The 12,253-nt window shown below is 71.2% G+C and carries 12 protein-coding genes; 3 read left to right on the top strand and 9 right to left on the bottom strand.

Going from position 1 to position 12,253, the window contains the following annotated elements:
* Together VGD70_RS12960 and VGD70_RS12955 are read left to right on the top strand one after the other, a co-directional pair.
* Positions 1-231: ParA family protein (locus VGD70_RS12960; protein WP_331081439.1), on the top strand; the 231-nt coding region annotated here is incomplete at its 5' end.
* Between the two features lie 11 nt (positions 232-242).
* The gene (locus VGD70_RS12955) at positions 243-1,211 is read left to right on the top strand and encodes a ParB/RepB/Spo0J family partition protein (protein WP_331081437.1); all 969 of its coding nucleotides are present in this window, start codon (positions 243-245) and stop codon (positions 1,209-1,211) included.
* Between the two features lie 54 nt (positions 1,212-1,265).
* On the opposite strand, the gene VGD70_RS12950 is transcribed toward VGD70_RS12955, so the two are convergent.
* Positions 1,266-2,228, bottom strand: a complete 963-nt coding sequence (locus VGD70_RS12950; RefSeq protein ID WP_331081435.1) for a D-alanine--D-alanine ligase — start codon at positions 2,226-2,228, stop codon at positions 1,266-1,268.
* 86 nt (positions 2,229-2,314) lie between these two features.
* Positions 2,315-3,634, bottom strand: coding sequence for a PLP-dependent aminotransferase family protein (locus VGD70_RS12945; RefSeq protein ID WP_331081433.1), 1,320 nt, complete (start codon positions 3,632-3,634; stop codon positions 2,315-2,317).
* A gap of 191 nt (positions 3,635-3,825) precedes the next feature.
* Between VGD70_RS12945 and VGD70_RS12940 the strand changes: the two genes are divergently transcribed.
* Entirely contained in the window at positions 3,826-4,452 is a 627-nt protein-coding gene (locus VGD70_RS12940; RefSeq protein ID WP_331081431.1) for a GNAT family N-acetyltransferase, read from the top strand.
* A 115-nt stretch (positions 4,453-4,567) separates the two neighbouring features.
* On the opposite strand, the gene VGD70_RS12935 is transcribed toward VGD70_RS12940, so the two are convergent.
* From VGD70_RS12935 to murJ, 7 genes are all read right to left on the bottom strand, one after another.
* Positions 4,568-5,716 (bottom strand): N-acetylmuramoyl-L-alanine amidase, encoded by a 1,149-nt coding sequence (locus VGD70_RS12935; RefSeq protein WP_331081429.1) that lies wholly within the window; start codon positions 5,714-5,716, stop codon positions 4,568-4,570.
* 218 nt (positions 5,717-5,934) lie between these two features.
* Positions 5,935-6,264 carry a thioredoxin gene (gene trxA / locus VGD70_RS12930; protein WP_331081427.1) on the bottom strand — a complete coding sequence of 110 codons (330 nt, stop codon included), beginning with the start codon at positions 6,262-6,264 and terminating at the stop codon, positions 5,935-5,937.
* A gap of 26 nt (positions 6,265-6,290) precedes the next feature.
* A complete protein-coding gene (gene trxB, locus VGD70_RS12925) occupies positions 6,291-7,295 on the bottom strand; it encodes a thioredoxin-disulfide reductase (RefSeq protein WP_331081425.1) in 1,005 nt (334 codons plus the stop codon).
* 159 nt (positions 7,296-7,454) lie between these two features.
* A complete protein-coding gene (locus VGD70_RS12920; protein ID WP_331081423.1) occupies positions 7,455-8,288 on the bottom strand; it encodes a hypothetical protein in 834 nt (277 codons plus the stop codon).
* Positions 8,285-8,911 (bottom strand): RNA polymerase sigma factor SigM, encoded by a 627-nt coding sequence (sigM, locus tag VGD70_RS12915; RefSeq protein ID WP_331081422.1) that lies wholly within the window; start codon positions 8,909-8,911, stop codon positions 8,285-8,287. Before sigM ends, VGD70_RS12920 begins: the two co-directional genes overlap by 4 nt.
* A gap of 75 nt (positions 8,912-8,986) precedes the next feature.
* Entirely contained in the window at positions 8,987-10,540 is a 1,554-nt protein-coding gene (locus VGD70_RS12910; protein ID WP_331081420.1) for a protein kinase family protein, read from the bottom strand.
* A gap of 121 nt (positions 10,541-10,661) precedes the next feature.
* A complete protein-coding gene (gene murJ / locus VGD70_RS12905; protein ID WP_414637955.1) occupies positions 10,662-12,233 on the bottom strand; it encodes a murein biosynthesis integral membrane protein MurJ in 1,572 nt (523 codons plus the stop codon).
* Positions 12,234-12,253 lie beyond the last annotated feature (20 nt).

The following is a 12,253-nucleotide window of genomic DNA, read 5'->3' as shown; positions in this document are numbered from 1 at the left end:
CTGCTCACCATGTACGACGGGCGCACGAAGCTCGCCGATCAGGTGACCGCGGAGGTTCGGAAGCACTTCGGGGACACGGTCCTGCGTACTGTGATCCCCAGGAGCGTCAAGGTGTCCGAGGCGCCCGGCTTCGGGCAGACGGTGCTCGCGTACGACCCGGGTTCCCGGGGGGCGATGAGCTACCTCGACGCCGCGAGGGAGATGGCCGAACGCGGGTTCGGCGGGGAGTAGAGAGAAGCAGCATGACCGAACGCAAGGGTGGGCTGGGCCGAGGCCTCGCCGCACTGATTCCGCAGGGCCCGGCCGACGGCGCGGTGAAGCTGCCGACGCCCGCGGCCAGGCCTGCGGACGCCGGAGGCGCTCCGCCGCCACCGAGCGGTGCGGTGGCCGGAGCCGTGTACCGGGAGATCTCGACCGACGCGATCCAGGCCAACCCCAAGCAGCCTCGTCAGGTCTTCGACGAGGACGCGCTGAGCGAGCTCGAGCATTCGATCCGCGAGTTCGGTCTCATGCAGCCCATCGTCGTGCGCGAGCTCGGCGGTGACTCCTACGAGCTCGTCATGGGTGAGCGCCGCCTGCGGGCGGCCCAGCGTGCGGACATGGCCAAGATTCCGGCCATCGTCCGGCAGACCGCCGACGACGCGATGCTGCGCGACGCCCTGCTGGAGAACATCCACCGCGTCCAGCTGAACCCACTCGAGGAGGCTGCGGCCTACCAGCAGCTGCTCGACGAGTTCGAGGTGACGCACGAAGAGCTGGCCTCCCGCATCGGCCGCAGCCGGCCGGCCATCACCAACACGATCCGGCTGCTGAAGCTCCCCCTGCCGGTGCAGCGCCGGGTCGCCGCCGGTGTCCTGTCGTCCGGCCACGCCCGCGCGCTGCTCGGCCTGGAGGACGCCGGCATGCAGGAGGACCTGGCGGCCAAGATCATCGCGGAGGGCCTGTCCGTCCGCGCCACCGAGGAAGCCGTCACGCTCTTGAAGAACGCGGCGCCGCCCAAGCCCAAGCAGGCGCCCCGCAAGCCGATGCAGGCGCCGGGTTTGCAGGACGTCGCCGAGCGGCTCTCCAACACGTTCGACACCCGGGTGAAGGTCGAGCTCGGCAAGCGCAAGGGCAAAATCGTGGTCGAGTTCGGCTCAGTTGACGATCTTGAGCGAATCGTCGAGTTGATGGCGAAAAATGGGTCAAATCGGACATTGGAATCGGATTAGGGATCACCCCAGGCACTTACGTCACGGTGACGAAGGCGGACAGTGCCCAATCGATCACCCAGCGTGCGCACGAGAGCGGTCGACCGCTCGCTCGATCAGCCCGGCGTAAATGTCGCCGAGCGAGCGCCCGGCCACCTCGATCGCCATCGGCAGGAGCGAGGTCTCGGTCAGCCCCGGCGAGGAGTTGACCTCCAGGAAGTAGACGGTTCCGTCGCCGGCGACGATCGCGTCGGTGCGCGAGACATCGCGGAGCCCGAGCAGCCGGTGCGCCGCCACGGCGAGGTCGGCCACCGCCGCGGCGGCCCGGTCATCGAGCCGGGCCGGCGTGTGGAAGTTGGTGAAGCCGGCGGTGTAGCGAGCGGTGTAGTCGTAGACCCCGGCCTCCGGGACGATCTCGACCGCGGGCAGCGCCTCCGGACCGTCCGGCCCGTCGATCACCGTGACGGCCACCTCGACGCCCTCGACGAACCGCTCGGCGAGCACGGTCTCGGAGTAGGCCAGGCAGCCGACCATCGCGGCCGGGAGGTCGGCCGCGTCCCGCACCACCTGCGCGCCCAGCGCCGAGCCACCCTGCTCGGGCTTGAGCATCATCGGCAGGCCCAGCCGGTCGACCATCGCGTCCAGCACAGGCTTGGCGCCCAGCTCGCGGAACGTGCTGTGCGGCAGCACCACCCACTCCGGTGTCGCGAGCCCCGCGCGGGCCAGCTCGGTCTTCGCGGTCGGCTTGTCCCACGCCCGCCGGCAGGCGTGCGAGTCGGCGCCCACGTACGGCACGTCCAGCATCTCCAGCACGGTCTGGATCGAGCCGCCCTCACCCTCGCCGCCGTGTAGCGCGACCACCACCGCGTCCGGCTTGTGCTCCCGCAGCCGGGCCGGCAGCGCCGAGTCGGCGTCCCACTCCTCGACGGTGACCCCGACGGCCCGCAGCGCGGCGGACAGCCGGCGCCCGGAGCGCAGCGAGACGTCCCGCTCGTGGGAGAGCCCGCCGGACAGCACCGCGACACAACGATCGGACACGAGACGCTCCTCAGTGCTCCACAACGGACTGTCCATTGTGACCGTACCTAGTGCTCGCCAACCGCGGATTTGCTTGCCGAACAGTGTTATGCGGTGTCCGGCGTGGGCACCTGGGGCCCGGAGCCGGCCCGCTGGTTGATCGGGCCGAACGTCGCGGCGAGCTCCAGCTCGTCGGACAGCACGGCGGCGAGCCGCCGCACCCCCTCGGTGATGCGCTCCGGGGTCGGGTAGCAGAAGGACAACCGCATCTGGCGGCTGCCCAGGCCGTCAGCGTAGAACCCGGTGCCGGAGACGTACGCGACGCGGGCGGTGACCGCCCGCGGCAGCATCGCCTTGGTGTCCACGCCCTCCGGCACGGTGAGCCAGACGAAGAACCCGCCGGCGGGCACGGTCCACGTGCAGCCGGGCGGCAGGTACTGCTCCAGCGCGGAGATCATCGCGTCCCGCCGCTCCCGGTAGGCCTGCTGGAAGGACTTGATCTGGCCGCGCCAGTCGTGCGTGGCGAGGTAGCGGGAGACGATCATCTGGTTCAGCGTGGGCGGGCACAGCGTGGCGGACTCGGCGGCCAGCATCAGCTTCTCCCGCACCGCATGCGGGGCGAGCGCCCAGCCAACCCGCAGGCCTGCGGCGAAGGTCTTGGAGAACGAGCCGAGGTAGACCACGTTGTCCCGGTCCATCGAACGCAGTGCCGGGTAGGTCTGCCCGTCGAAGCCCAGCAGTCCGTACGGGTTGTCCTCGACCACCAGCACCCGGTGCCGGGCGCAGATCTCGAGAATCTCGGCGCGCCGGGCGACGCTGAGCGTCACGCCGGCCGGGTTGTGGAAGTTGGGGATGGTGTAGAGGAACTTGACCCGCTTGCCGGCCTGCTCAGCCGCCGCCAGCGCCGCGCGCAGGGCCTCGGGCACCAGCCCGTCGGCGTCCATCGCCACGTGGACCACGCCCGCCTGGTACGCGCCGAACGTGCCGAGCGCGCCGACGTAGGACGGCCCCTCGGCCAGCACGACGTCACCGGGATCACAGAAGATCCTCGTCACCATGTCGAGCGCCATCTGCGAACCGACGGTGACGACGACATCGTCCGGGTGACCGCGGACCTCCTCGAGCGCCATCACCTCGCAGATCTGGTCGCGCAGCTCGGGGAGCCCGTGCGCGGACCCGTACTGCAGCGCGACGAGCCCGTCGGTGCTGATCAGCGACGCGACCTGGGTCGAGAGCGAGTCCAGCGGCAGCGCGGTGAGGTTGGGCATCCCACCGGCCAGCGAGACCACCTCGGGCCTGCTCGCGACCGCGAAGAGCGCGCGTACCTCGGAGGCCGTCATGCCGGCCGCCCGCGCCGCGTACCGGCGCAGATGCGGGTCGAGGCTGCGGCTGCCCGGTCTGTCGGGCGGTGGTCCCACCGAGGTCATGCGGGCTCCATCACGGTTGGTGCGGTCGGATGGTGCTGTAGATCAATCGAGTGTAACCGGGGCTCATATCCGGCTCACGTTGTTTCTCCTCACGCTGCACTGGGCTTATCCTGGCGTGCGGTACGCGTAGCACTGGGCGGGAAACGCGTGGTTCTACTCCGCGAGACATGCACACGGGTGGGGAGGTCAGGGTGTCGCGACGCGTCGTTGGCGTCACGCTGGACAACCTGGAGGATCTGCCCAAGCACAGCCGAGCGTGCGTGTTCTGGGAGCTGGCGCCGCACCTGCGGGAGCAGGCGGAGGAGTTCGGCACGGCGGATCTGGAGAAGGAGGCCTGGGTCTCCAGCGTCCTGCTCGAGTGGGGCTCCTGCGGCCGGATCGTCTACAGCGACAAGCTCCCGGTGGGGTTCGTCCTCTACGCCCCGCCCACGGCCGTGCCCCGCGCGTCGGCCTTTCCCACCTCGCCCCCGAGCCCGGACGCCGTGCTGCTCACCGGCTTCCACGTGTTGCCCGAGTTCCGCGGCGGCGGGCTGGGCCGGATGCTCGTGCAGGCGGTCGCGAAGGACCTCACCCGGCGCGGGGTCAAGGCCATCGAGGCGTTCGGCGACGCGAAGCCCGACGACGAGCCCACGTGCGTGATCCCCGCCGACTTCTTCCTCCAGGTCGGCTTCAAGACCGTCCGCCAGCACCCTCGCTGGCCCCGTCTGCGCCTGGAGCTGCGCAGCGCCATCTCGTGGAAGGAAGACGTCGAAGCGGCCCTGGAGAAGCTCCTGGGCACCGTTACGGTCTCCACCGCGAGCCCGGTCCTGCAGCGCTGAGCGTGCACGCGAAAGTTGTCCACAGACAGGCTGTGGACAACTCCGTACGTTGTGGATAACCCTGTGGGCTACTCCGGCCGGGCTACTGGCTCACCGCCCGCTCGCTACTCGCGGGCTACTCCGCCTTGGCGAGCTCGTGGCGCAGGACGTCGGCGAAGGTGAACGTGCCGGTCGGCTGGTCGTTCTCACCCAGCAGGTAGAGCCGCTTGACGGCGACGAGGATGCCCTCGGCCACGACGTCCCGGAAGGCCGGGTCCGCGAGCCTGCGGCGGTCCTCGTGGTTGGTGAGGTAGCCGATCTCGATGCGGACCGCGGGGCAGCGGGTGAGCCGCAGCGTGTCCCAGGTCTTGGGGTGCGCGTGGCAGTCCCGCAGGCCCGTCCGCACGGCCAGCTCACGCTGCACGAAGCCGGCGAGCGTCTCACCGATCGTGGACGTGTTGCCGCCCGCCGTGCCGAAGTGGAAGCTGGCCACGCCCTGGGCCAGCGGCGAGGAGTTGGCGTCCGAGTGCAGCGACATGAACAGGTCGCCGCCCACCTCGTTGGCGAAGCTGGCCCGGTCGGCCTCGGTGGGGCACTGGTCGCGTCCACGGGACAGCAGCGCCTGCATGCCGGTGGCCACCATGCGGCCCTCGAGGCGTCTGGCCAGGTCCCAGACCAGGTCGGCCTCGCGCACGCCGCCGACGGTGACACCGGAGTCCGGGCCGCCGTGGCCCGGGTCGATGACGATCCGCTTGCCGCGCAGCCGCGGGCCGGCCTTGCGGACCCGCTCCTGCTCCCGCAGCAGCACCGGCGAGCCACCGCGGGCCCGCGGGGACAGCTGACGCAGCGCACGCAGCGTCTCGGGGCCGCAGATGCCGTCGACCTTGAGGCCGTAGTCCCGCTGGAAGGTGCGCAGCGCGTGCTCGGTCTGCGCGCCGAAGACCCCGTTGGGCCTGCCGGCGTCGAAACCGAGCTCGAGCAGGCGTTCCTGCAGCGTGAGCACGTCGTCGCCGGAGACCGGGGCGGACACCAGGTAGGCCAGCGGGCGCGCGCCCAGCTGGTAGGTGGCGTCCCGCAGCGCCCGGTAGGTGGCGGGACCGACCACACCGTCGGTGATCAGGCCCCGTTGTTGCTGGAAACTACGCACCGCGTGCTCGACGGTCTCGTCGAACAGTGCGCTCTGGTCCCCCGAACCATTGACCGACGGCAGCAGACCAAGCGCTGCGAGCGTGGACCGGACCTCGGCTACGGCCGGCCCACCATCACCGCGGCGGAGTACCCGCATGCACCCCTCGCTCGGGTCGGGCACCGACATCGAGTCGGCGCGAAGATGACGTCTACGGCAGCAAGACGACTGCGAAACTATTGTGCCTTGCCGCCGTCCGTCCGGCGCGGAGGGTCACGTGGTGCGTCTGTCCGGTGACCCCCGACACCCGGTTCACGTCTCTTGGACGCTACGAACGGTGTCGGGGGTTGTCGGTCCGCCCAGGTAACTGCGGGTGATCAGCCCAGGTAGTCGGACAGGTCGGCGAGCAGCGCGGCCTTCGGCTTGGCGCCGACGATCTGCTTCACCGGCTCGCCGCCCTTGAACAGGATGAGCGTGGGGATGGACAGCACCTGGTAGTCGCGCGCGACGGTGGGGTTCTCGTCGACGTCGAGCTTGGCGATGGTGATCTTGTCGGCGTGCTCGCCGGCGATCTCCTCGAGCACCGGAGCGACCATCCGGCACGGTCCGCACCAGGTTGCCCAGAAGTCCACCAGCACGAGCTTGTCGCTGCCCAGCACGTCGGCGGCGAACGAGCTGTCGGTCACTTTCACGGTGTTGCCGGCCATCTTCTCTCCTTGTGGGGGTTGGTGCGTCAGTTCTGCGTGGGGGCGTAGCCGCCGCCGACGAGCTCGGGAGCCACGTGTGCCTCGGGGGCCTCCGCGTGCTCGGCGAGCCAGCGCTCGGCGTCGATCGCGGCCGAGCACCCGGACCCGGCGGCGGTGATGGCCTGGCGGTAGGTGCGGTCGACCAGGTCGCCGGAGGCGAACACGCCGTCGACGCCCGTGTAGGTGGTGTGCGGCTCGACCTTGACGTAGCCGTCCTCGTCGAGCTCGAGCTGGCCGGCGACCAGCTGGCTGCGCGGGTCGTGGCCGATCGCCATGAACAAGCCGGTGACGTCGAGCACGGACTCCTCGCCGGTGACCGTGTCGCGAATCTTCACGCCGGTGACCGAGTTCTCGCCGAGCACCTCGAGGACCTCGGAGTCGAGCTGCCAGCGGATCTTCTCGTTGGCGCGGGCACGCTCGAGCATGATCCGGGACGCCCGGAACTCCTGGCGCCGGTGGACGATGGTGACCGAGCGGGCGAACTTGGTGAGGAACAACGCCTCCTCCATGGCGGAGTCGCCCCCGCCGACCACGGCGATGTCCTGGTCGCGGAAGAAGAAGCCGTCACAGGTGGCGCAAGCGGACACGCCGTGCCCGAGCAGCCGTTGCTCGCCGGGCACGTGCAGGTAGCGCGCGGCGGCGCCCATCGCGAGCACGATCGACTTGGCGCCGTAGCGGACGCCGTTGGCCGTGACGTACTTGATCCGGCCCTGGAGCTGGATCTCCTCGACGTCCTCGGCACGCAGCTCGGCGCCGAACCGCTCGGCCTGCGCGCGCATCTGCTCCATGAGGTCGGGCCCCATGATGCCGTCGCGGAAGCCGGGGTAGTTCTCGACCTCGGTGGTGGTCATGAGCGCGCCGCCGAACTGGGTGCCTTCGAACACCAGCGGCTCGAGCTGCGCCCGGGCTGCGTAGACCGCCGCCGTGTAGCCGGCGGGGCCGGAGCCGACGACGATCACGTTGCGGACGGGTTGGGTGGTGTCGGTGGGCATCTGACCTCCGGGGACGGGGCGCGATGGCGTGCATGGATTCCAACACGATCGTAGGTGTCGGTTGTTCCGCCCCGCTCGGGTGACGGGCGGCACGCACGCATCACGCACACATGAAGAAGGCCGCGGGCGAACCCGCGGCCTTCTCGACGACTCTGCGTGTCAGGGAAGCTCGCGGTTGGCGAGGACCTCACCCGGGTTGGTCTGGGTGCAGGTGGGCTCCACGACGACGAGCCGGAACCGGCCGGGCTGGGAGCCGCCCGCGCCCACCAGCGCCGCGATGCCGTCCTTGCCGTCGAGGACGACCGGGTGGACGCCCAGCGGGTCGGCCATGCTGAGGTTGTGGGCCGCCAGGCAGTCCTTGAGGCCCTGCTCGTCCTTCAGCGCGCCGTAGTCGAACCGGCCGGTGAGCTGGCCGATGGCCGGCGCGAGATCGTTGCTCTTCAACGCGACCGGCGGCCGTGCGCTGCCGCCCGGGGCGTCGGTGGGCTGCGTGGTGTCGTTGCCGCCGGCCTGCGGCGTGCCGGAGGTCTCGTTGCCCGGCAGGGCGACGAACGCGATGGCGGCCGCGGCGGCCGCCGCCGTGAGGACACCCGCACCCCACGCGGCCATCCGGTTGCGGCGCTTGCGTGCGGCGGCGAGGTCGACGACCGGAGCGATCGGCGGCGGGCCGGGCAGGCCGGCCGGGGGGGCCGGAGGGGCGACGGTGGCAACCCGCCCGCTGGCCCGCATCTCCGCCTGCAGCGCGGCGTCGAGCCGGGCCGCGAACCGGGCCGGCATCGGCTCGGCCGCGGCGTTGCCCAGCCGGCCGAGGTCGACCTTGACCGTGTCGAGGGCCTCGAGGACGGAACGAGCCTCCGGGTCGGCGTTGACCAGCGGCCACAGGTGTGCGGACTGCTCGGGGTCGAGGACGCCGGCGTGCAGGTCGGCAAGCACGTCGACGGACCACGGTGGCCCGGATAGCGAGCCGCCCGCCCCCTTCGCGCTGTCCGTCATCGTCCCTCCCAGTTGCGCCGTACCGGCACACCTCGCCCATCAACAGCGCCATCTGGGACGTTCGCATCTGCATCGGGGTTCCGGAGATGACCGAGAACTTTGGCCAGTTTGGCCCGGCCCCGGGCACACCGGCTCTTCACCGTGCCCTCGGCGATGCCCAGCATCTTGGCGGTCTCGGCCACCGAGTAGCCCTCCACGTCCACCAGCACGATCGGCATCCGCTGGTCCTCCGAGAGCTGGCTGAGCGCGTTCTGGACGACGAGCCGGGTCTCCCGCTCGGACATCGAGTCACGCGGGGAGGCGGGCTCGCCGGGTCCGGTCTCCGGCAGCGGCACGGTGGGCCGGGACTGGCGGCGGCGCACCCGGTCGAGGCAGGCGTTGACGACGATCCGGTGCAACCACGTGGTGACCTGCGACTCCGCCCGGAACGACGCGGCCGCGCGGAACGCCGAGATGAACGCGTCCTGCAGCGCGTCGGAGGCCTCCTCCGGATCACGCAGCGTGCGCAGGGCGACGGCCCACATCCGGTCCCGGTGACGGCGGACCAACTCGGCGAAGGCTCGCGGGTCACCGGCGGCGTGCGCCGCGATGAGGTCGGCGTCCGAGCTGGCGGCGGTGGTCACGCGAGGAGGATATCGGTCCGCGAGTTACCCACGAGAGGTGTGGCCCTCGACACCGTCACCGGGCGCGCGGGCAACTCACTTGGCCCGGATGAACTGCACCTCGGCCAGCGCCGACTTGTTGCCCTCGCCCAGCTTGGTGATCCAGACGATCACGTACTGGGCCGGCTCGGCGTTGGGCAGCTGGATCTCCGTGCGGCCGCCCTGCAGCTCGCCCGTGGCGATGACCTTGGTGTCCTCGAGCGCGGGGTTGGCCGACGGCGCGGTGCGGATCTCCACGACCGTGCCGGGGCTCGGCGACTCGATGGCGACCGAGGCGAAGCGGGTGGAGTTGGCGAACGAGGCCATGATCCCCACGCCGGGCTTGAGCGCGGGGAACTGCTGCTTGTAGGTGTCGGTCTCCCACAGCGTGCCGGGGTCGCCGTCGGTGACGTGGTTGGCGTTGCGCTGGTCGTCCTCGGTGCCCTTGGGGTTGTACTCGGACACCTCGGCCGGCTGCAGCGGCCCGGCCGGCTGCGGCTTGGGCGCCGAGGACTGCCCGTTCGCCGCCGGCGGCGCGCTGATCACCACCGTGTTGCCGGTGCTGCCGGTGCCGTCGCCGAAGAAGCTGATGAGCATCATGCCCACCCAGGCCAGCACGCCGACGGTGGCCACGGCCAGCGCGGTGACGCCGACCGCGAGCTTGCGCCGGCGCGCCTTGTCCCGGACCGGCGGGCGGGTGGTCCACACGGGCCCGCCGTCCTCCTCGGCCGTGCCCGGGAGGACCGGCCGGAGGAACTCGGTGCGCTCGGCGGACTCGGCCGCCTGGTCGAGCACCGTCAGGAGGGTGGCGCTGGTGCGGATGCCGCCGATGGAGGTGTCCTCGAGGCTGCGCAGCGCGACCGCGGACAGCTCGTGCGGCACCGGGTTGAGCGACTCCGGCGCCGCGATGGCACCGTCCGGCATGAGGGGCGCCGGCGGGAGGGCGGCCGGGCCTCCCGGCAGCGGCCACCGGCCGGTGAGCAGCAGGTAGAGGATGGCGCCGAGGCCCTTGACATCGTCGCGGGGCACGGCCTCGGGCAGCGGGCCGGGGAAAGCCAGGCGCAGCGCGCCCTCGGGGGTGACCCGGATCCGCTGCGGGTGGTCGACGCCCAGCACCAGGCCGGCGACGTGGGCCCGCTCGACCGCGGCGGCCAGCGGCTCGAGGAGGCGGGCGGCGTTGGCGGCGGGCAGCGGGTGCTCGGCGATGAGGTCGATGAGGTCGGTGCCGGCCGACCAGTCGGCGACGACGATGCCGAGCAGGCCCTCGCCGGCGGTGACGCCGTTGCCGAGGCTCAGCACGTCGAGCACCCGGGCCATGCCGGGGTGGTTGAACCGGGCGGCGTGCGCGGCCCGCTCGAGCGTGCGGCGGGCGTCCTGCGCGCGGGTGGCGTCGCCGGGCTCGCCGACCAGCACGGTGAGCGCGACGTCGCGGCGCAGCTGGCCGTCGCGGGCCCGCCACAGGTGGGCGTTGACCCGCTGGTCCACGCCGAACTGGGCGAGCAGGCGGTAACGACCGTCGCCGATCACGGCACCCGGCAACAGGAAGTTATCCCCGGCGCCGCCGCCGGGGTTCAGCTCACCCGTGAGGGAGTCGGTTCGCCTCGTGGTCACTGCAACTCTCCCCGCCCGGGCGCTCCGGCCGGTAAGGCAGGACCGCGCGACGGACACCGATGTGTTCTGCCGATCAGATCGAGCCTACGTGAGTCCGGAGCGTTCTTCCTGCTGTTCGTCCCTACCCTCGACGCACCAGTCGGGTGATTCGTTGCGTGGCCGGGGCGAGCTCGGGAACCTTGAACACGGCGAGCAGCCCGAAGGCCACCACGGTGGTCACCACTCCCTGGACGATCAGCTTCACCCAGGCGGCCGGGGTGTCCCCGAAGCCGTCCGGCAGGACCAGGTCGACGAGCAGCGTGAGGCCGAACGCGACCAGCACACCGGCGAGGCCGGCGACCACGCTCTGCACGATCACCCGGACCACCCGCATGCTCTGCAGCCGGCCCAGCCGCACCCACAGCCACATCTGGCCGAGCACCGCGCCGACGACGAAGGTGAGCGCGTTGACGAGCATCACGCCGATCACCACGTCCTCGGGGCGCAGCTGGTCGCGGCACATGAACAGCAGTGGGATCTTCACCACGGTCATCACGATCATGATCAGCGTGGGCGTCCGGGCGTCCTTCATCGCGTAGAACACCCGCAGCTGGAGCATGACCAGGGCGAACGGCAGGATGCCGAACGCCGAGAAGGCCAGCGCGTTGCCGAGCCGCCTGGCGTCGGCGATGTCGGCGTTGCCGTAGTTGAACAGCGCGACGCCGATGGCCGAGCCGGCGATCGTGAGCACCGCACTGATCGGCACGAGCATCACCGTCGACAGCCGGCTCGCCAGCGACAGGTCGCCGATGAGCTTGCGGGTGTCGCCGTCGGCCGCGGCCCGGGACAGCCGGGGCATGATCGCGGTCAGCAGTGACACCCCGATGACGCCGTAGGGCAGCTGGAACAGCAGCCAGGCGTTCGCGTAGATCGCCGCGCCGCCGGCCGCGGTCTCGGTCAGCACCCGGGTCGTGAAGATCATCCCGATCTGGCTGATGCCCGCGTAGCCGATGATCCACAGGGCGAGCCCGCCGAACTCCTTGAGCCGCGAGTCCAGCCCCCAGTTCCAGCGGAACCGGAAGCCGACCCGGCGCAGCGCCGGCAGCAGCACGAGCGCCTGGACGGCGATGCCGAGGGTGACGCCGATGCCGAGGACCAGGAGCTTCGCGTCGCCCATCCGGACCGGGTTCAGCGAGATCTCGCCGGGCACGATCGCGTACACCCCGATGGTGGCCATGATGATCAGGTTGTTGACCACCGGCGCCCACGCGGTGGGGCCGAACACGTGCTTGGCCTGCAGGATCGCCGACAGCAGCGCGAAGAGCCCGTAGAACACGATCTCCGGCAGCAGCAGGTAGGCGAACGCGGTAGCGAGCTCGGCGTTGGCGTGGCCGCTCGAGTCGTCCATGTACAGGCCGGTGAACACCGGCGCCAGCGCGACCGCGACCACCGTGCCGACCGCGAGCATGGTCATGCCGACCGTGAGCAGCCGCTGGGTGTAGGCCTGGCCGCCGTCGGGGTCGTCCTGCGCCCGGACCAGCAGCGGCACGACGACGCTCGCGAGCACCCCGCCGAGCAGCAGCTCGTAGATGATGTTGGGCAGCGTGTTCGCGACGGTGAACGAGTCGTTGACCACCAGCAGGCCCGCGACCCACGCCAGCTGCACCTTCCACGCGAACCCCGTGATGCGGCTGACCAGCGTCGCGATCGCCATCGAGCCGCTGGCTCGGGCCA

It is taken from the genome of Actinophytocola sp., from assembly GCF_036402745.1.
Lineage (GTDB): Bacteria > Actinomycetota > Actinomycetes > Mycobacteriales > Pseudonocardiaceae > Actinophytocola.
Note: the sequence above shows the minus strand (reverse complement) of the source record. Positions and strands in the feature narration are given on the sequence as shown.